The organism is Dyadobacter sp. SRI_021 (assembly GCF_057586235.1).
Window position 1 is genome coordinate 1 of the sequence record NZ_JBYCZM010000011.1, and the last position, 20,997, is coordinate 20,997.

At 49.2% G+C, this 20,997-nt stretch carries 11 protein-coding genes; 1 reads left to right on the forward strand and 10 read right to left on the reverse strand.

The annotated features are described in order from the left end of the window. Positions 1-606 precede the first annotated feature (606 nt). From AC2YIT_RS26175 to porU2, 3 genes are all read right to left on the reverse strand, one after another. Entirely contained in the window at positions 607-2,769 is a 2,163-nt protein-coding gene (locus AC2YIT_RS26175) for a M4 family metallopeptidase (protein ID WP_487281174.1), read from the reverse strand. 54 nt (positions 2,770-2,823) lie between these two features. Beyond that, positions 2,824-5,544, reverse strand: a complete 2,721-nt coding sequence (locus tag AC2YIT_RS26180; RefSeq protein ID WP_487281175.1) for a choice-of-anchor tandem repeat GloVer-containing protein — start codon at positions 5,542-5,544, stop codon at positions 2,824-2,826. A gap of 261 nt (positions 5,545-5,805) precedes the next feature. Beyond that, positions 5,806-9,135 (reverse strand): putative type IX secretion system sortase PorU2, encoded by a 3,330-nt coding sequence (porU2, locus tag AC2YIT_RS26185; protein WP_487281176.1) that lies wholly within the window; start codon positions 9,133-9,135, stop codon positions 5,806-5,808. Between the two features lie 247 nt (positions 9,136-9,382). Between porU2 and AC2YIT_RS26190 the strand changes: the two genes are divergently transcribed. Further along, positions 9,383-9,664: a hypothetical protein gene (locus AC2YIT_RS26190; RefSeq protein ID WP_487281177.1), complete on the forward strand. Its 282-nt coding sequence runs from the start codon at positions 9,383-9,385 to the stop codon at positions 9,662-9,664. 85 nt (positions 9,665-9,749) lie between these two features. Here AC2YIT_RS26190 and AC2YIT_RS26195 read toward each other — a convergent pair whose 3' ends face one another. The 7 genes from AC2YIT_RS26195 to rpoC form a co-directional block, all read right to left on the reverse strand. Then, positions 9,750-10,115, reverse strand: coding sequence for a hypothetical protein (locus tag AC2YIT_RS26195; protein ID WP_487281178.1), 366 nt, complete (start codon positions 10,113-10,115; stop codon positions 9,750-9,752). A 233-nt stretch (positions 10,116-10,348) separates the two neighbouring features. Then, entirely contained in the window at positions 10,349-12,289 is a 1,941-nt protein-coding gene (locus AC2YIT_RS26200; RefSeq protein WP_487281179.1) for a KUP/HAK/KT family potassium transporter, read from the reverse strand. 53 nt (positions 12,290-12,342) lie between these two features. After that, the gene (locus tag AC2YIT_RS26205) at positions 12,343-13,314 is read right to left on the reverse strand and encodes a hypothetical protein (protein WP_487281180.1); all 972 of its coding nucleotides are present in this window, start codon (positions 13,312-13,314) and stop codon (positions 12,343-12,345) included. Between the two features lie 124 nt (positions 13,315-13,438). Next, the gene (locus AC2YIT_RS26210; protein ID WP_487281181.1) at positions 13,439-15,583 is read right to left on the reverse strand and encodes a xanthine dehydrogenase family protein molybdopterin-binding subunit; all 2,145 of its coding nucleotides are present in this window, start codon (positions 15,581-15,583) and stop codon (positions 13,439-13,441) included. A gap of 2 nt (positions 15,584-15,585) precedes the next feature. Next, positions 15,586-16,047, reverse strand: coding sequence for a (2Fe-2S)-binding protein (locus AC2YIT_RS26215; protein WP_430849964.1), 462 nt, complete (start codon positions 16,045-16,047; stop codon positions 15,586-15,588). Between the two features lie 94 nt (positions 16,048-16,141). After that, positions 16,142-16,471: a DUF3467 domain-containing protein gene (locus AC2YIT_RS26220; RefSeq protein ID WP_041736494.1), complete on the reverse strand. Its 330-nt coding sequence runs from the start codon at positions 16,469-16,471 to the stop codon at positions 16,142-16,144. Positions 16,472-16,627: 156 nt separating this feature from the next. Further along, a complete protein-coding gene (gene rpoC, locus AC2YIT_RS26225) occupies positions 16,628-20,950 on the reverse strand; it encodes a DNA-directed RNA polymerase subunit beta' (protein ID WP_430849967.1) in 4,323 nt (1,440 codons plus the stop codon). Positions 20,951-20,997: the final 47 nt, after the last annotated feature.

A 20,997-nucleotide genomic window follows, 5' to 3' on the forward strand; every position in this document is an offset into this window, starting at 1 on the left:
GTCGATAATGATTTGAAGCATTATCGGGAACTGAGTTTCCTCCGTATCACGTTTCTTCCGTAATACAAACTTGGTCGAAATAGCCATAGCACTACAACTTTAGGTCGAACATAGGTCGAACATTTCGTGTCTAACGTAAGTTAACCAAAGTTACTAAAAATAATCAAAATGCTCATTCAGAGCATTTTATGATAATCATGCTTAATAAAACTTCTTGGAATAATACAATAAATATCCAATGGGGTGCTAGGGGTCGCAAGTTCGAATCTTGTCATCCCGACATTGAAAATAAGCCATTTACAGCTTTATGTTGTGAGTGGCTTTTTCATTATGTATGGGGCTTTATAATCCACCTAAGCATCTGACAGATAATTTAATAAACTGCTCCCAAGACAAAAAGACAAAGATTTTACAGCTGGTTTCACACTTACATTCTGGGAGTTCGAACAATTTTAGTTTTGATCACGTTTCTTACGTAATACAAACTTGGTCGAAATAGCCATTACTGTTTTTGACCGGTTGCCAAGAGACCGACCTTGATATTAATATTCCTTACTCAGGCGATAGGTTGGTTTTATGGGAAAAACGTTACAGCCGGATCTCCTGTCAGAGCTTCAACACCGAAAACTGATACGAGGCTTTCCTATTTCCGATCAACACCTGATAAATGCCTGGCGGCTGCTTGCCGAATTGAATATCCAACTTACCATTCTGAATCCTTGCGTCTTTCAGAACCATCACCGTCTGCCCGGATGTATTGGTCACCTTCACGGTTACTTCCGCGTTTTTCCATTCGAATAGCTCTATATGGAGGAACGATTGTATCGGGTTTGGATAGAACTTTATATTCCGGCCCACGGGTGCATCGATGGCCACAATACGGCTGTAAGCGAAGCTGCTGTCCGTATCCACTTGTTTGAGGCGGTAGTAGATGATTCCTTTATCGAAATAGGTATCCGTGAAATTGTAATGATTGGTGGTAGACACATTACCCGCGCCCTGCACGCGCCCGACTTCCGTGAAATGGCGGACGTTCGTACTTCTTTCAATGGCGAAATAAGCATTGTTGCTTTCTGAACTCGTAACCCACTCCAGGATGTTGCCTTCCGACGTGTTTCTACCTTCAAAACTGGCTAATGTAACCGGTAGCACAGTGCAGGAACTGACTCCCCGTAACTCCACAGCGGCAATAGCTTTGCTCAATTCCGCTACCTCCTCCGCAGTAATAGCCTCGAGATAGACCGGGGGCCTGTTAGGCTGGTAATCTAATTCAGGAAGGTTGAAGGCGATCAGGTCGCTGGCTGCCGCTTCCAGAATATCCGCCATCGCCGCGAAATCGGTGGTTTTGGTCATATACCCCCATTGCGCGCGCCAAGCGATATGCGCGAGCTTGTGTATAAACATTGCTTTGAACGTTTGGCCGTTATATACCCCACCATTGCCCAGTAATGCGAATGCGTGGCTCAGTACCGTGCTGTTTTGGTGTGCATCGCCGCCATTGGCGCACACATATTCCGGATCGGAGAGTTTTCCCGGATTACCCATGCAATCCGGCTTGTACATGTCCCGGATTTCGCCCCGGTATTCACCAATCTTCCATAAGCTGCCGGAGCAATAGCTGGTTCTTGGATATTCTTCGAAGCTATCCATATAGCCGCTGTTTTTCCAGTCCACGATCTCGCCCCAAACATCTGCCAGGGCCTCATCAATTGCGCCGGCCTGGCCTTTGGTTACGAGTCCGGCCGTGTGTTCAATGTAGGCGTGTGCCCACTCATGGCCTACGATGTCATCGGTGGAATAGTCTGCGCAAAAATTGGCACTTACCCCATTCCAACTCGATTGCGGGCATTCGAAATTTGGTGTGTTAAAAACAGTGATCATCGGCGAATCGCGGTTGTCAAAAGAAACCCACCCGAACCCGCTCTTCATCATATTATAAACGTGCCCCGACACATCGATCTCCGCCTTGCGCGATTCATATCCTCCTTCGTACGGGCCGGTTGCGCCGCCGGCGTCCGACCATTTCAGGTTTTCGGGGCTAATCGTGCCATTGTATATCCGCCTGTCGATGCCGTGAATACCGGTAAACTGCTCCGCGAGCTGCCCGGTATGTGCATCAATGTACAAGAACTCCCGCACGTCGGCGTCATTCCGGATTTCCACTTCATACGCCAGCACTTTGGCACCGTTAACTCCTTGAGCTAGCCCTTTCTGGAAAATGTAAAGCGCGCTGCCATTCACTTTCAGCGGCGCATTTGTCTTGACCAGATTTTGAGCCGTTACCAGGGCCAGTGCTTTCACTTCGGCATCCTGCTGCGTAAGTGTCGGTACAGGATTGACGTTAATATCGGCAATGTAGTTGCCGTTTACAGCGGAAAGCCGCTTATTGACATCATAATGAAATCGCATTACTCCGTCCCAAACCAGTACCCCTTTGTAGGTCTGTTGCAATGTAACATGGTCGAGGAAAAACAGGTCCGACTTCTGTTCCCGGAATTGCAGCTCGTCGGTGCCCGGCCGGAGACCGAACAATGCCTGATATTGTGAGACGAAATTCAGCGATTTTTCACGTGCATCGGCACCGGTAACCTGCAATGCATTCGGGTAGGGAAACCGTAGAAACGCGAGCGACCGGGTAGCGGAATCAACAGTGGCTTTGGCACCGGTGGCGGCAACAAATGCTTCGATTGCTGTCTGCGTGGACGTTTGGGCAAGGGCCATGTGCGCGCACAGCAACAGCTGCATGAGGGTTGATAAAAAGTGTTTCATGCCTGTGTTGAGTTATGTAAAATGTGTATCGGGTGAAAAGGATGGGTTCGAAGGCTAATTTTTCAAAACCTTGAGAATATGACCGTTCGAGAACTTCAGCAGGTAAATTCCTGTCCGTAGGGATCGCATATCCAGTTCAAGTGCTGCACCATCGGACTTCCCGCCCATGACTATATTTCCCTTCATATCCGCCAGCTGCCAGGCGCCGTTTGTTTTTGGAGTATGTTTTACATGAAGCGTTTCCACCACAGGATTAGGATAAATCAAATTCCCCTCACCGGGCAATGCCAGCCGCAGAATGGCTGAGTAGGCGAAAGCGCCATCCCCACCGGCCGGGGCACGGTCGATCATTTTCAGTCGATAATAGGCATAGGTGCCGGTGATTTCGTCAAGACCGGTATCAATGAAGCTGTATCGGCCGGTCGGCGAGGTGCTCACCTCGCCAATCGTGCTGAATGTCCTGGCATCATGGCTGCGTTGGAGCTCAAAGTGCGAGAAGTTGGACTCTTCCGTCGCGCGCCAGGTTAACACGCCCTGATTCTCCTGGAGTTTTGCATTGAAATCAACCAGCGTAACCGGCAATGCGCCTGCGGGGATCAATGTCATAGTCGAAACGGATGGCCAGTAGCCGAGCGGATCGAGATAGTTGCCGAAAGCGCTGGGATATTGGAATGCATTGGTGACAGGGTTCCATTCCACCACCGTGCCTGGATTTCGGGCGAGGAAATAGAAATTCCCGTTGCTGAGGGTCATGCTGCCGCGCAGGTCCGAGCCCACCTGCAGAGGCGTGCGAGTCGTGTTTGTCTCCAGCTCCCATTCCAGTACGGTTCCCAGGTTGCTCTCACCGCCCGCCGAAGTCAATGTGTACAATTTGTTATTATAAGTAATGAATGATCCGTAGGGCTTCATGCCCGTGGTGCTGTTCAGGTTCTGCTGCTTCGTCATGGTATTGCTCACCGGATCCCATTCGAACAGCGACCCACCGTTCGTTGGACTGCCTGTAGTGGTGGTGCCGTAAAATTTGCCATTTCTAAACAACAGGTCCCCGGTCGGCCTGCCACCAATTGCCGCGGTGAAATCCAGTTTTTTGGTATAAACGTTCGTCACCGGGTCCCATTCAAAGATCACCCCGAGATCATAATAGCCTCCGTAAGTCGTCATGCCGTAGAACTTTCCGTCCTGTTCTATGAGGCTTCCCTCAGGTTGTCTGCCGTTTGTGGCTACGAAATCGACTTTCTTTGTAAAAGTGTTGGTCTGAATATCCAGCTCAAACAATGTCCCGACTCCGTAAAGCCCGCCAGCCCGAGTAGTTCCGTATAATTTCCCATTTTTGTGCACCAGATTTCCCAGTGGCCGTGAGCCTTTGGTAGCGTCGAGACTTTGCAGTATTTTAAATTCCTCTGTACGGGGATCGAATCGGTAAATTACGCCCAGATCGGAAATGCCACCCCCATAAGCCGTTCCATATAGTTTGCTGCCGACCATCGTGAGACCGCTCTTTACGCCATTCCCTTCACTGACATTAAATATAAACTTCCCTTCAAAAGCATTGGTAGCGGGGTCCCACGAATACATTTCGGTATTATTATGCGCTTCCACTCCTACCGGCCTGCGGCCCCATAATTTGCCCTGCCATTCGATCATCTGCCCCTGAAATCTGCCGCTACGGCCATTGGCAAAACTGAACCGGCTTGTAAACGCATTTGTGTCCGGATCCCACTCGAAAATAATCCCCTGACCGGCCGAGCCACCATTCGCCCGACCATACAATTTGCCGTTATACAGCGTAAAGCCAATCGGATCAACGTAGGTGCTGATAGCCGAGGGAATCGTCATTTTGATTGTTAGCGCATTAGTCGCCGGATCCCATTCATACAATTCGCTGCGTGTCGTGATGCCGTACAACTTACCGTCTTTCCAGGTGACGTAGGAGTTGGGTTTTCCCATCGGATATCGAAACGATACCTTCCCGATATAGGTATTGGTGGCCAGGTCCCACTCCACAATTTCTCCCATGCCGCCTTCACCCCCCTCATTCGTGGCAGCATATAATTTGCCCTGGTATTCCGCCATTTTGGCAAATGGCTCGTGTGTGCCATTATCCATCAGGCTACCGGCTGCGCGGAATGTTTTGCCTAGCGTACCGGTATCCGGGTCCCATTCGTAAAGATAATCGCCACCTGAGCCCATGTCTGCAAGGATTACACCATAGAATTTTCCATTGTACATGGTAAAACTGTCGCCACCACCCTGCGAATAGGCAGGTAGCAAGCTGTAAAGATCGACGAGCTTCTTGTATACATTGGTAATCGGATCAAACTCATAAATGACACCGTGGTCATTTTGCCCGCCAAGCCGGGTGTTACCGTATAGCTTGTTGTCTTTCAGATAAAGGTACAAGCTTGGCTGGTTGCCTGTGGCCCCGTTGAACCGGTGCAGCGTTGTGTATTCATTGGTAACTGGATTCCATTTAAACAAGGTACCTATCCCCGCGCTTAGATCGTCGGTCCTCAGATCTACTTGCGTGGCGTAAAACTCCCCGTTAAACTCCACGAAATCGCCTACAAACCGGCCGGGTCGTTCGTATTCGAACTTGTGCCGGACTTTAAGGTTGGTACCGTCGGCTGCCGAGGAGAACATCGTGCCCTGGCCTATGAGATGATCGGTACGGGTAGTTGCCCAGAGTTCGCTGGCTTCCTGGGCACTTGCTAAAAGCGGCGTGAATGCGCATAGCAAGACCGCTAAGACGCGCTTAGTGTAGAATTCTAACTTCATTTTTGTCGTATAACGTTGAGCAGGTGTAAATATAGTCTTATTTTGTATTCAACTGGATACAAGCGCAAATTATTCTACCCGGCTCGAATCTTGTCATCCCGACAGAGCCTGGTCACTTGACCGGGGCTTTGCTTTGCCGGAGCAGCCCATATGACAGGCGCAGCCTGTTAGTAGTGGTGGTTTATGACATTCCAATGAGGAAGTATTTAAGCAAAAAACGGGCTGGAAAGGTCTGACAAACGAGGGCAATCGGTCCTTATGTCAAGGCTGCACAACAACTTTACCTGTTTTACTACCTAGCATTGCCCTTTCTTCGTCTTCCAGGAATACCTGATAGCTGTAAACTCCTGCCCGGGTTTCCTTAGGAATCCAGAACCACTCCACTACCGGCGCTCCGGCTGCAACAGTCAAAGTCTTGTCTTCGATTCCAATTCCCCGCTGATCATAAATAATATATCGAATCCATTTTAATGCCAGCGACTTAGCATTTCTTAGTTCAAAACGTACATATGAAGTAGCTGGATTGGGGCTTACCACCAGACTCTGCTGGCTATCATCGGGCTTGACGACTTCAAAACACATCCGATATGGCTGGGAAACTTCAATGCCCGCCCTATCTCTCGCATTAACCAACATTTCATACTTACCCGGGCCAAGTCTGCTTGCATAATCCAATGTCAGCCCCCTGCTTCCCTGTGCTTGCATCACCAGCTTGTCCCCTACGTAGGAAAGCCGCTTAAAATCGCAACGATCATCGGCACACGGCTTTATAAATATATCAATAAGCGTGGTGTCAAGAGATAGGGCATTGTCGTCGTTGAGGCTTATACGAAATGATGGGTCGGGAAAAATGGGATCACCCTGCTTCAAAAGACGTCCTTCTGACTGCACGACCAAAACAGGCGGGATATTGTCTTTCAACAATTTAGTGGAAAACATCTGCTTGTCCTTCACCAAATCCCAGTCAATCAGCAATTCAGCATTATTATTCTCACGTGTAAGCTCATTTAAGATGTGTCCAGGATCGATCTGTACTTTTATGGAATTCAGGTCTTTTTCCCTGGGAAAGGATAACTTTAACAATTTCTTGTTGGGGAAAGATCTAATATTAAGCCTGGCCGAATGTGTCGCCTGCTTCCCTGACCAATTGATTTCCAACGGCACGGTTTGATCCTCCTTAAATCTGCCGAAATTCACTAAATCAATATGTACCCGCAGCGAATCCGACTCTCCAATCGTTTTGTCCGCCGAATCCGAAAGAAGTGTTATCCCGCCGTTGGTTTCGACCGCATAATCGGGCTTCTCTGCGGCAAGCAGACGTAAGGCTGGATCACCTTGCAGCAGCGACTGGTGCACGTAGGCAATGTTGTATTGGTCTTTATACTTGGATAAAATATCGTTAGCTACCGCCAGCTGTATATTGCCTATTGGCAAACTGACGGTCGCCGAGTTTTCGAACATGTGGTGATACAATGAGTTCAAATAGGTCATTCCCGGACTCACAAAACTTTCAAAAGAACTTGCAATGACGGCGATGGCTCCCCGGTGGGGCGCGACGAGCCAATCGAGTGAGAGCGTAATCCGGTCGGCGGCTTTGGGATTAGGCGGCGTGGGATTGAACCGGTTGCAAAACACATTACCCACTCCGCAGCCATTGAAATACAGTACAGGATATTTATTCAGATTATGGTAACCTCTCGCCTCATCTCTGACGTGACCGATGTCAGGATCAGTTGTGATAGTCGAACCGTGCCCGAAAAATGTAATCATCCCTACCCCTTCATTAACATCTTTGCTGATATCTACGGATTCCACCTCTTGGGTAGGTTGCTGTTTTACATAGGACTTCACCGTTCCGCCGGCTATTCCTTGTTGTACCATCGGCTCCAATGCACGCAAATAATCCCGAAGCTGCACAATTTCACTCGTCGTTTTTCCTCCGCTCAGATGAAGTATCTTTTTTCGCCAGCCCGATTCTCCCGGCCCGCTTGACTCATACGCGATCACCTTTTGAAGATAGTCGGTAATATTCTGATTGGTCACTGCTGACAGTCTTCCGACCGGAATAACAGGCACATTAACGGCACCTCCTGCTATGCCTTCAACGAGTAATGCGTCCGACCCAGGAAAACCGATTGTGGGCACCTCGCCGGGAAGTTCCCGGATCATACGTTCGTTTTGCGTAATGGATTTGCCGATCAGGAACAGATATTTGTTCTCCGTCCCGTCGGAAAGCATGTAAGCCATGAATTTTTTGATCGCGACCGGGCTAGGTTCGCCATAGTTAAACTGATTATAAATGTCCTGAATTTCAAAAATGGCAGGTTTGAAATTACCTCCGGCCGGCGAAGCCCTGTACTTTGCGTAACTCGTTGCACCCTCCCGAAGGGCTTCCGTAGTAATGATGATATAATTGGTCGATTTAGGATCATGCGCCATTAACTGCACCCTGGCGATGTTCGATGAAGCCACTTCGAATATTTCGGATGTAGCCAGCAACACCTGCTTCTTACCCGGTTGGCGCGGAATCATCACAGTTTCATCTCTTCTTGTGAGGACGACCGGATTATCGACATCCGAAATATCAATAAATCTGAACTTGGACGAGACGCCCTTTACCAGTATTTTATTCCATTTATCCGCAACCGCATTTAAGCTAAATTCTTTAACCGGCACACTCCCGACTCGAAGGACTTGTGCAAATTCAATAGAATAGTAGGCGATTGAAAAACGCTCCAAAGGTTCATCGCTTACAGATCGGATCACCAGCACGCCGCCCTTCCCGGAGTCCGTGTCTTCGGGCCTGATATCAAATACACATTCCGTTGCAGCAAAGCCGAAATTGTCCGATACTTTAGCCAAACGTAAAGCATTCTTGCTTTTGCCTATGTAGCATTCCAATTTCCGGTCGTTCCTACTCCTGCCGTGCAATAGTAATTTGACCGTCGGATTATGGGTACTCTGAACAAAATCACTCAGCTTAAATTCAAATATCGCCTCCTCTTTGTTCTTATAAACTACGCTTGTCCTGCTTGCTCCCAACTCAAAATAGCTGTTGAAAAATCCCGGGTTAATCGAGGATTTGGTTCCCAGGGAATAATCTTGCTGAAAGATCTTTGTTAGCTGTTCATTGTGATCTTCAACAACCGGTACAGAGGGGTCATCTGGCTGATCTACCACGCCAGACCTCTTCCCCGGCTTATCTCCCACAGTCAGAAAATACATCCCTTCATCCCCATACATACTGAAATAGGGATTCACGCGCGAACTCATGGGCCGGTACAGCAGCGAATCGCTTGCACCGTCGTTCGGAACAGCATAGAAGATGATTTCCTGATTTGCTGTACTGATGATGGATATCTCTTTACCCCGATGCCAAAGCTGCAATTTTTCGGGGGAGCCAACTGGAAAACCCTTCGGCAAGGAGGAGAATGCAACTTTGTGCAAGCCCTTTTTCAGAATTCCGATTTTCACGTAAGGTTTGTTGTAGTCGATCCAGCTGTTGGCGTAAGGTGCACCCCATTGGGCTTGTAATTGATAACTGATAAGGAAAGCCACAATCAATAGCGCCTGCCTTGTGAAATACCACATATCTTCAAGAATGTCTGATGAATCCTCAATAAAACACTGCCTGACGATTCCATCCGCTTCCTTCCAGCGAGCGTGACATATGGGTTAGCAACTGGCTTTTGTAATCGCTGCACCGCTGTCGTTGTTCTGTTTAAATATTTCTACAAAATAATCTGGCAGAGATACTACAATGCAGTCACTCTCAAAAATGTATAATTCCTGGCATAGGATTTGACCTTTCGCTTCTGAATAAATCAACTCACGACCGATGGATACTTTTAAGTTTATGAAAGATGACTGGGTGAAGGAAAAAGGAGGCGACCAGCTCATGCAGGTCGACGAATACCAGATCGTCGAGATCGTGGCTAACCATCCTGGATCAGCCTCGCTTCCTGCCACCAGGCGGGTATTCAGCGGGAAAGTTTGGTGTACCTGGGTCAACAAAAACAAAGCGGTAATCACACAGCCGTTCTGGGAAGATGACCTGGAACCTGCCACCGACCGGCAGAACGACCAGCACACCTATCCGTCCCTCAACCACACACACTAATCCCCGAAAACCCACTCTCATCTCAAGACTAAACACCAAAGCCCGGAATCGCTCCCGGGCTTTTCAGTTTTCAATCTTTCTCGCATCAGGGCTTTCCTGCGGGATCAGTTTGCGGCTTCACCGACGTAGTATCATCCATTTCAGCAGTTCCCTTGCGGTTTTTCCGACGTTCTGACCGCTCTTTCCGCTTGTCATCAGTGGGCATCAGCGTATCGTGGATCACGGCTCCCGAGCTTTTTTGTCCTTTAATAAGCGTATCCTCAGACGGAATCTGAGCGGGTCGGGCAGGTGATTGCGGCGAATTGAATTCAGGCTTCGTTTCAGGCGCTGTTGTAGGAACAGGACTTTGCGGTACCGGCTGTGGCACAGACGGTTCCGGCGTCACAGGATTCTGTGCAAATGCTGCTGCGATTCCCAGGAGCATTGTAAGTACGCATGCAAGGTATTTCATGGTTCATGCTGGTTTAGTGAACAAAAATTACCTGTACTATGGCGGTTATTTGCACTAAAAGCATTCCAGAACCCTGCGTTACACCCGGGCCTCCAATGGCATCCTACATAGGAGGTTTCAGATGCACTGACCACAAAATGCGTAGCGATATACCCAAAATGTGCGGTGCTTCATTGGATAAATATGATTTTGAAAACCCTCTTTTCAACTCGAAATACTTCGCAACTGATTTATTAGCTATACACTCTCTTCATGCGGATTTTCTCACTCGGCGTTAATACCAACGGCACTTTTTCCACTTTCACCGAGCTGCTATCGAGGCCAAACCATTTATCTTCCGACGTAGTAATGCTTTTGATCGCGAAGTAGATCTTCATGATCAGTTCCTCCATAAACGGCAGATTGTTTTCAAGCGATAAATAACGTTCGAGGACAATGAAACGGAAGTCCCCTGTGATATTCTGCCGGCTCAGCGATTCATAACGGCTGGTAATGTCCACCTCCTTATTAAGTACCATATCCTCTACCACCTTCCGGAAGAAAAGGTTAATGCGCTGCTCGATCCGGAAGCCGAGGCGGAACGTTACTTTAATTACATCGTCCTCCGCGAGGGTATTCACGTGATAATCCATAGTGTAGGGCTCATCGGTGGTTTCCACGTGCACAAACCAATATATATCGGCTCGCTTCGGCCGTTTGTAAAAGATCGAATAAATGATTTTGCTCTCGATTTCGTTTTCACGCGGGGCATTCGACATGAATATCAAATGCGTCGAGTATTTGGGAATACTGATGTCGTTGCTCAGTTCCTTCAACGGACCAATGTACTTTTCCAGGCTTTCGAACTCCGTTAGTCGCATTTTGATGTAATATGCTTTCAACCAAACGGTAATCACCAGACCGATGACCGTAGCCAGTACCAGTGACACCCAACCGCCGTGGGTGAATTTCAACAGGTTCGCAGCCAGGAACGAGCCTTCAATAGCCAGATAAATGCCCAGGAAAACGATCACAATCGATTTGCTTACCCGTTTTACATAGAGGTACACCGACATGAGAATGGTAGTCATGATCATCGTAAGGGTGATCGCGAGCCCGTACGCGGCCTCCATATGCGATGATTCTCTGAAATACAGCACAATACCAATACAACCCGCCCAAAGCAGCCAGTTCACGCTCGGTACATAAAGCTGCCCTTTCTGATCGCTCGGGTATACCAGCCGGACCTTCGGCCAGAAGTTAAGCCGAATTGCCTCCGAAATGAGGGTAAACGAGCCACTGATCAGCGCCTGGCTGGCAATAATGGCGGCAGTAGTAGCAATGCCAATTCCCGGCAGCAGCCACCAGTCTGGCATGATCTCGTAAAAAGGTTTGCGGCCATTCAGCAGATCGCCCGAATGCACGATCAGCCATGCGCCCTGGCCAAAATAGTTCAGAATGAGACAGGTCTTTACAAAAACCCAGCTGATACGGATATTTCCGCGCCCGCAATGCCCAAGATCGCTATACAATGCTTCTGCACCGGTAGTACACAGGAAAACAGCACCCAGCATCCAGAACCCGCCGTGATGGTTGGCCAGGAGCCGGTAGGCATAAACCGGGTTTAGCGATTTCATGATCTCGGGATGGTCGATCACCTGCGAAACGCCCAGCACAGCCAGCATCAGGAACCATATCATCATCACCGGACCAAATGCGCGACCGACGATCGTCGTTCCAAAGGCCTGAACAATGAATAGCAACGTGAGAATGCCGATCACAATTGGGATCGTCTGAATATCCGGATAAAGTATACGCAACCCTTCCACAGCGGACGATACCGAAATAGGTGGCGTAATGATCCCATCGGCTAACAGCGTACTCGCCCCGATAATGGCCGGGACCGTCAGCCAGGCCGCTCGCCTGCGCACGAGGGCAAACAGCGCGAGTATACCACCCTCGCCTTTGTTGTCGGCCCTGAGAATGAGGATCACATATTTAATGGTCGTTTGCAAGGTAAGCGTCCAGAAAATACAGGACACGGCTCCATAAACGACGTCATTCGTAATCTTGTTGGTACCGATCACCGCCTGCATTACGTAGAGCGGCGACGTTCCGATGTCTCCGTAAATAATCCCTAATGCTACCAGAAGTCCGGCGGCAGACGCTTTATCCAGGTGTTTATGCGAACCCATTCGTTAGTCTGTTGAAATGCAGTGCGAATTTAGAAAAATCCGGCAGCTCTTCGTTAAAAGGTATAAAACTCATAGGTTACCTTCCATTTAATCTCCTGCCCCGGCTGAGCGGCGATCTTAATGTATGGTTCGGGGCAGGACGTGGTCGGACAAGCCCAGTAAACCAGCTTTTCCAACGGCTGATCACAGGTAATCCGCACGCCTGCCTTTGTTTTGGTATTTTCAATCCTGATATCATAATCCTTCGCGGTAGGTCCGAAGCCTTGCAAACCGGCGCTGAAAACCTGATCTCCTTTAACTACTTCCCGGGAGTAGTTCAGCATTTTACCGTTTGCGTTGATAATACTTCCGAAACCTTTGCCTTCTCCCTTAACTTCAAAAGGGAACACAATCCGGATATTCTCATTCGACGGCTCATTGTCAATCATGAAGAAATTGTGGTTATAAGTGCTCGCCACGATCGGTTTCGAGCCGGTATTTTTCAATATGTGCTCCAATACAAGTTGCGGTTTGCCTTTTACCAGTTTCAATGTTTTATGGTAATTATAGCCATAGCCGGTTTCATCACTCAATTCATGAGTAAACACGACCTGATCTTTACCCTTCGCCACCGACCATTTACCCGGATTTTTGATTGCATAATTAGTTGCGAAAGAATACTTTTTATCGTCGGGTTTGGTCAAAACGCCTACGCCGATTTTGACAAACTGCTCTCCGGGCTTTGCCTCGTCGAAATTCAACGGCGTGAATTCCTCTACGGGCCCCATAATCGCATCATGTAACTGGGGATCGTAAGGCGCCTGGTTCCAGGTTCCGAAATAAGTATGCCCTTTGTATTCCAGACTAGGTACCACACCCGCCCAGTCGAAGCGTACGCCCCGGTAATATCCTTCATTTGCATCAGGCAAATACAGTTTTGCTTTGATCATCCCGTTTGAAATGTCGGTTTGCGGAAACTCCGCGATGGTAAATGCAGTGATGGTAAGGCATATCAATGCGGAAAACAGGAATACGATCTTTTTCATTTGAATGGAATGGTTTAGGAAGAAAAGTCGGGCCGAATAAAACCTGCTATAAATAAAGGCAGTAAGATAAAAATGCGGTATCACATTTTCCCCTTACTGCCTTACAATTTGCACGATTTAATATCTACGAAATGCCTTTGAAAGCCTCCTCATTAATAAACGGCTGGTTCCTCAGACGCTGCTTGGTAGCTTTATAAAACGCATTGGCCACTGCTCCTCCCGCCGGCGGCAATGCAGGCTCACCCAGGCCGGTGGGAGAAATGCCATTGTCCACGAAATAGACATCTACCTCAGGAATCTCGTTCATACGAATCAAACGGAATCCATTGAAATTGCTCTGGTCCGGAGTACCTGCTTTGAAAGTCATATTCCCGAACATCGCATGGCCTACCCCGTCAACAACCCCGCCGCGTACCTGCTGTAACGAACCGCTTTTGTTGATCACAATACCGCAGTCGACAGCCGCAATAATGTTTTTCAACGCTGGCTTGCCTTTTTCAACAATCACTTCACCCACTTGCGCCACATATGACCGGTGTGAGAAGTAGACGCTGAAACCCTGGTACACGCCTTTTTTCTTACCCCAGTTGCTCTTTTCAGCCGCCAGTTTAATCACCGCGATCATCCGGTCAACATCATACTTTACTTCTCCAGCCGGTGATTTTTTTGCTTTTTCCAAAAGGGCGAGGCGGAACTGTACGGGATCCTTGCCTGCGGCCTCTGCCACTTCGTCGATGAACGACTGCTCGGCATAAGCGAGGAAATTGGTAATCGGCGCACGCCACGGGCCAGTGGTAATGGCCGATTTATGCTCCACCGAATCGATCAACAGGTTATCCACTGAGCCGGAGGGGAAATTATCCTCGCGGGTAGGATTACCCGAGTTGATACCCACGCCGCGCAATTTATAGCCAATCATTTCTCCATTTTTATCGAGTGCGGCCTCGAACCGATAGCGCACCGCCGGGCGATAGGTACCACCGGTCATGTCGTCTTCGCGGGTCCATATTACCTTCACCGGCGCTTTCACCAGTTTGGAAACATGTACCGCTTCGATGGCAAAATCGGCCGAGAGCCTGCGCCCGAAACCACCTCCCTGCCGTGTGATTTCTACGGTGATTTTTTCAATCGGGAAGCCGGTAATTTTTGCCGCGGCCTCGCGTGCACGATCGGGTGTTTGCGTCGGGCCTACGAGTTCCACGCCATCCTCACGTACGTGCGCGAAAAAGTTCATGGGTTCCAGCGGGCTGTGCGGCAGGAACGGGCATTGGTATTCGGCTTTAATCACTTTGGCTGCGCCCTTGAATGCAGCCTCGACGTCGCCATTCTTCCTGCGAACGGTGGCCTCGCCATTGTCCATTAGATTGGAGAAAATGCGGTTGTGGTCTTCCGAACTCTCGAGATCAGCTGCTTTTTCGTATTCAATTTTGAGCGCTTCACGCGCCTTTTTGCATTGCCAGGTCGATTTACCAACTACGGCGACGCTGTTTTCGAAAGTAACTACGTCCACAATGCCAGGCATGGCTTTGGCGGCTGCGGAATCAACGGATTTCAGTTTAAAACCAAATGCCTTAGGACGTTGGATTATTGCGAAGAGCATTCCCTCGCGGTAGAAATCCAGCCCGAAAAGCGGTTTGCCTGTCGCGATATTCTTGTTGTCGACATTTCTGACCGATTGACCAATCAGTTTGAACGACTTTTCATCTTTTAATTTAATGTCGGTCGGAGCCGTAAGCTTACCAGCCGCCTCTGCGAATTCTCCATAACTGCCCGATTTACCGGAAGCTTTATGGAACAATTTGCTATCCGCAGTGGTGATTTCGGAAGCAGGAAGTCCCCATTTGGCCGCTGCCGCATGGACGAGCAAATGGCGGGCAGTGGCTCCGGCCTTGCGTAAGCGCTCCCATGAATGCGGAACGGCGCCGCTGCCGCCTGTTACCTGGCGTTCAAACGCAGCGTTATCCAGGCGCCCCTGCACGGTTTTAACCAATTTCCAATCGGCGTCCAGTTCTTCGGCAACTACCATTGGAAATGCGGTTTTAATGCCCTGCCCTATTTCGGGGTTAGGAGAAATGATGGTAACGGTGTTATCGGAACCAATGGACAAGTAACTATTGAACTTTACCGATCCGGCTGCGATTTGCTTGGCATCCACTACAACGGGTGCGGCGGTGGTGTCCGACCAGTTGAATCCCAGGAACAAGCCGCCACCGGCCGCTGCCGCGAGCTTCATGAAGTCGCGACGCGATGTCTGATTTAACGTGCTCATGGTTAGTTGGTTTTAGCAGCTGCAACTTTCACGGCCTCACGAATGCGGTGGTAGGTTCCGCAGCGGCAAAGATTGCCGCTCATCGCACCGACGATCTCCTCCTCAGTTGGTTTGGGTTTCTCTTTGAGGAATGCCGCGGCCGTCATGATCTGACCTGCCTGGCAGTATCCGCATTGCGCCACATCCACTTCGTCCCACGCTTTCTGAACCGGGTGATCTCCTTGTTCCGACAACCCTTCGATCGTGGTCACCTTTGCTTTGCCCACTGCCGACACCGGCAATACACAGGAGCGGACAGCTTTGCCATCCAGGTGAACGGTACAGGCGCCGCATTGCGCGATCCCACACCCGTACTTGGTGCCTACAAGGCCCAGATTATCGCGCAATACCCACAGCAACGGGGTATCACCCTCCACGTCTGCGCTGTATGCACGGTTGTTGATTGAAAGTTTGAATAATGCCATGGTGATTAAGAGTTTGCCAAAAGTTACAAAAAATCACCAATGAAGCCAAACTCCTTATTCGCGAAGTAGCTGATTAATAGCGATATATCCGCACTTACGCTTCGCCACCTGGGCCACCGAAACTGATCGGGAAGTTGAATGTAGGCTCGCTATCCTGTGAATTCTGAATGGGGCCGTATTGGTCTTCGTACTTCTGAATATTGTCACGCAATGCGGCTACGAGGCGCTTTGCGTGTTCGGGCGTTACGATTATGCGGGCCTTTACCTTCGCGCGCGGGACGCCGGGCATAAGTCGGATGAAGTCAAGAATAAATTCGCTGTTGGAATGGGCGATCATCGCCAGGTTGGAATAGACACCTTCTGCCATTTCCTCTGACAGCTCTACATTAATCTGTTGTTCGTTCTCCTTGTTTTCTTCTTTCATTGGTTTTAATAGCTGCGCTATCGAATTTACTTTGGATGGGGAAATTACTAAAAATACCGGGCTTGGAAAAGTCCGGCTCCGGAAGCCGCGCTTGGAAAACAAAGAGCCGGTCCCGCTAATGCGGGCCGGCTCTTTGTTTACTCCTATTCAGTGGGATTACGCCAACTCTTTTTTCTTGCGTGATTGTCTCTCGCGAGAATCGGACAGCGCATCGAATTCTTCTTTCGATCCAACGATCAGGTTTTCGTACATACGCATACCTGTACCGGCCGGGATCAGGTGACCTACGATCACGTTCTCCTTCAAGCCTTTCAGTTCATCGCGTTTACCACGAACAGCCGCTTCGCTCAATACTTTGGTTGTTTCCTGGAATGAAGCCGCAGAAACAAAGCTTTCAGTACCCAAAGAAGCTTGGGTAATACCCATCAACGTTGGTCTTGCGACCGCAGCCTGCGCATCACGAGCTGTAACCAGTTTCAGGTCACGACGTTTCAAGCTCGAATTTTCATCGCGCAAACGGCGTACTGAAATGATCATACCCGGTTTCAGTGTTTCGGAGCTACCGGCGTCTTCAACTACTTTCATATCCAGGATCTTGTCGTTTTCCTCGCGGAATACCACGCGGTCGACAGCCTGCATTTCGAGGAAGTTGGTGTCACCAGCGTCCAGGATATCCACTTTCTGCATCATCTGGCGTACGATACATTCGATGTGTTTATCGTTGATCTTCACACCCTGCAGACGGTATACCTCCTGAATCTCGTTCACGAGGTACTCTTGCACCGCGGTTGGTCCTTTGATAGAAAGGATATCCGCAGGGGTAATAGCACCATCAGAAAGCGGATCCCCGGCTCTTACGAAGTCACCATCCTGAACGAGGATGTGTTTCGAAAGAGGTACCATGTAACGGCGTTGCGTTCCGTCTTTCGATTCGATATGGATTTCACGGTTACCGCGTTTTACGCCGCCGTAAGATACCACACCGTCGATTTCGGATACCGTTGCAGGGTTGGACGGGTTACGTGCTTCGAACAATTCGGTCACACGTGGCAGACCTCCCGTGATATCGCGTGTTTTACCAACAACACGTGGGATTTTCGCCAGCGGCTGACCAGCCTTGATGCTCGCACCAGCTTTCACAACCAGACGCGCTCCAACAGGAAGGTTATAGCCTTTTTCAGTCTGATCTTTCAACAAGGTAGACTTACCTTTCACCACGATAGCCGGGTTTTTGGTTTTGTCACGCGTTTCAATGATCACCGACTCCTGGAAGCCTGTTTGTTCGTCAAATTCTTCACGGAATGTGATACCTTCTTCGATCGCGTCGAATGATACGGTTCCTGTGAATTCCGAAAGGATTACCGCGTGATAAGGGTCCCAGGTACAAAGTTCCTGTCCTTTGAATACGGTATCGCCTTCTTTTACTTGCAAATGCGCACCGTAAGGTACGTTGTTCGAGATCAGCAGTTGTTTCGTTTCAGGGTGAACGATTTTCACCTCACCTGAACGGCCCATTACTACCGTTACTTCGTCGCCTTCCGAGTTAACAGATTGTACCAAACGAAGGTCTTCGAACTGGATCAAACCATCGAATTTCGCTTTGATGTTGGCCTCAACAGAGATGTTGGAAGCCGTACCACCCACGTGGAATGTACGGAGTGTCAGCTGTGTACCCGGCTCACCGATTGACTGGGAAGCGATTACACCAACCGCCTCACCGATGTTTACCATCTGGGCAGACGCCAAGCTGCGTCCGTAGCACTTCGCACAAACGCCGTCACGGGTTTCGCAAGTCAGTACCGAACGGATTTCAATCGTTTCAATGCTGGTTTCGTCAATGTAAGCAGCAATTTCCTCGGTGATTTCCTGCCCTGATGTAAGGATCAATTCGTTGGTCAACGGATCGAACACATCGTGAACGCTCACACGGCCAAGAATACGTTCCGACAATGGCTCTACGATATCTTCATTGTCTTTCAATGCCGAGATTGCGATACCACGGAGCGAGCCGCAGTCTTCTTCTACTACCACCACGTCTTGTGCAACGTCGTGCAAACGACGGGTCAGGTAACCCGCATCCGCAGTTTTCAACGCTGTATCGGCAAGACCTTTACGCGCACCGTGGGTAGAGATAAAGTACTCCAAAACGTCGAGACCTTCTTTGAAGTTAGAAAGAATCGGGTTTTCGATGATTTCACCGGCACCACCAGCGATGTTTTTCTGAGGCTTGGCCATTAGACCCCTCATACCACCCAACTGACGGATCTGCTCGCGGGAACCGCGGGCTCCGGAGTGCATCATCATGTAGATAGAGTTGAATCCGCCTTTGTCTGTTTCCAGTTGCTTCATCAACGTCTCTGTAATGCGTGAGTTAACGCGCGTCCAGATATCGATCACCTGGTTGTAACGTTCGTTCTCCGTGATGAGACCCATCAGATAGTTGTTCCAGACGTTTTCAACATCGCCTTTCGCCTGCTCGATGAGTTTTTCTTTTTCACTTGGAACCATTACATCGTCCAATCCCATTGACAAACCACCTTTGAAGGCCATTTGGAAACCAAGTTCTTTGATTTCGTCAAGGAATTGAGCGGTACGGGCTACACCAGCCTGTTTGAATACCAAACCGATGATCTGTTGAAGCTTTTTCTTAGTCAACAACTCGTTGATATAGCCTACTTCCTCAGGAACTGCCTGGTTGAACAGGATACGACCTGCAACGGTGTCAATCAGTTTCACTTCAAATGAACCGTCCTCGTTACGAACGCGAACGCGGCATTTGATATTCGCATGTTTGGAAAGCTTGCCTTCGTTGATCGCGATGATAACCTCATCCGGACCGTAGAAGATTTTGCCTTCACCCTGGATAGGATACTGTTCGGTGCTTACGCGACCTTTTGTCACATAATACAGGCCCAAAACCATGTCCTGAGATGGTACCGTGATCGGCGCACCGTTGGCAGGGTTCAGGATGTTATGCGAAGAAAGCATCAGCATTGAAGCTTCCAATACGGCTTCCTGGCCCAGTGGTACGTGTACCGCCATCTGGTCACCGTCAAAGTCAGCGTTGAATGCCGTACACACCAATGGGTGAAGCTGGATCGCCTTACCTTCGATCAGTTTAGGCTGGAATGCCTGGATACCCAAACGGTGAAGTGTCGGAGCACGGTTAAGCAATACCGGGTGACCTTTCAGTACGTTTTCGAGAATATCCCAGATCACAGGATCCTTGCGGTCTACGATCTTCTTCGCTGATTTTACAGTTTTAACAATACCGCGCTCGATGAGCTTGCGGATAATGAACGGCTTGAAAAGCTCGGCAGCCATGTCTTTCGGCAGACCGCATTCGTGCAGTTTCAGTTCAGGACCTACCACGATAACCGAACGACCAGAGTAGTCGACACGTTTACCGAGCAAGTTCTGACGGAAGCGGCCTTGCTTACCTTTCAGCATGTCTGAAAGTGATTTCAAAGCACGGTTACCTTCCGAACGTACCGCGTTCACTTTACGGCTGTTGTCGAAAAGGGAGTCAACCGCTTCCTGCAACATACGCTTTTCGTTACGCAAGATCACCTCAGGTGCCTTGATCTCGATGAGGCGTTTCAGACGGTTGTTACGGATGATCACACGACGGTAAAGGTCGTTCAAATCCGAAGTCGCGAAACGGCCACCATCCAGAGGTACCAATGGGCGCAATTCTGGTGGAATAACCGGTACCATTTTGATCACCATCCATTCAGGGCGGTTTTCGATACGGGTATTCGCATCGCGGAATGCTTCTACCACTTTCAGACGTTTCAAAGCTTCCGCTTTACGTTGCTGAGAAGTATCGGTAGCTGCCTGGTGACGGAGCTCGTAAGAAAGTTCGTCGAGCTTAATGCGGCTCAACAGCATTTCCAACGCATCAGCACCCATTTTCGCGATGAATTTGTTGGGATCCGTGTCAGGAAGCAACTGGTTCTCGCGTGGGAGCTTGTCGATGATATCGAGGTATTCATCTTCGGTCAGGAAGTCGAGGTAGCCAACGCCGTCCTCTTCTTTGATACCTGGCTGAACAACCGCGTACCGTTCGTAGTAAATGATCTGGTCGAGTTTCTTGGTAGAAAGACCCAGCAGGTAACCGATTTTGTTCGGCAAGCTGCGGAAGTACCAGATATGTGCAACGGGAACCACCAATTCAATGTGACCCATGCGCTCGCGGCGAACCTTTTTCTCGGTTACCTCCACACCGCAACGGTCGCAGATGATTCCTTTATAGCGAATGCGCTTGTATTTCCCGCAGTGACATTCCCAGTCTTTTACAGGACCAAAAATGCGCTCGCAGAACAGACCGCCCATCTCCGGCTTGTAGGTCCGGTAGTTGATGGTTTCAGGCTGGGTTACTTCACCGAAGGAGCTTTCTAGGATAGACTCCGGTGACGCCAGACTGATCGTCATTCTGGAAAAGTCGCTGTTTAATTTTTTATTCTTTTTGAAAGACATAATAAAGAGTCGTTTGTCTGTTAGTCGAAACTAATTCAATTGCATTT

What these genes read in the sequence shown, in the direction of transcription:
- AC2YIT_RS26175 (WP_487281174.1), bottom strand. Translation starts at nt 2,769, where the DNA reads ATGAAACACTTTTTATCAACCCTCATGCAGCTGTTGCTGTGCGCGCAC.
- AC2YIT_RS26180 (WP_487281175.1), bottom strand. Translation starts at nt 5,544, where the DNA reads ATGAAGTTAGAATTCTACACTAAGCGCGTCTTAGCGGTCTTGCTATGC.
- porU2 (WP_487281176.1), bottom strand. Translation starts at nt 9,135, where the DNA reads ATGTGGTATTTCACAAGGCAGGCGCTATTGATTGTGGCTTTCCTTATC.
- AC2YIT_RS26190 (WP_487281177.1), top strand. Translation starts at nt 9,383, where the DNA reads ATGGATACTTTTAAGTTTATGAAAGATGACTGGGTGAAGGAAAAAGGA.
- AC2YIT_RS26195 (WP_487281178.1), bottom strand. Translation starts at nt 10,115, where the DNA reads ATGAAATACCTTGCATGCGTACTTACAATGCTCCTGGGAATCGCAGCA.
- AC2YIT_RS26200 (WP_487281179.1), bottom strand. Translation starts at nt 12,289, where the DNA reads ATGGGTTCGCATAAACACCTGGATAAAGCGTCTGCCGCCGGACTTCTG.
- AC2YIT_RS26205 (WP_487281180.1), bottom strand. Translation starts at nt 13,314, where the DNA reads ATGAAAAAGATCGTATTCCTGTTTTCCGCATTGATATGCCTTACCATC.
- AC2YIT_RS26210 (WP_487281181.1), bottom strand. Translation starts at nt 15,583, where the DNA reads ATGAGCACGTTAAATCAGACATCGCGTCGCGACTTCATGAAGCTCGCG.
- AC2YIT_RS26215 (WP_430849964.1), bottom strand. Translation starts at nt 16,047, where the DNA reads ATGGCATTATTCAAACTTTCAATCAACAACCGTGCATACAGCGCAGAC.
- AC2YIT_RS26220 (WP_041736494.1), bottom strand. Translation starts at nt 16,471, where the DNA reads ATGAAAGAAGAAAACAAGGAGAACGAACAACAGATTAATGTAGAGCTG.
- rpoC (WP_430849967.1), bottom strand. Translation starts at nt 20,950, where the DNA reads ATGTCTTTCAAAAAGAATAAAAAATTAAACAGCGACTTTTCCAGAATG.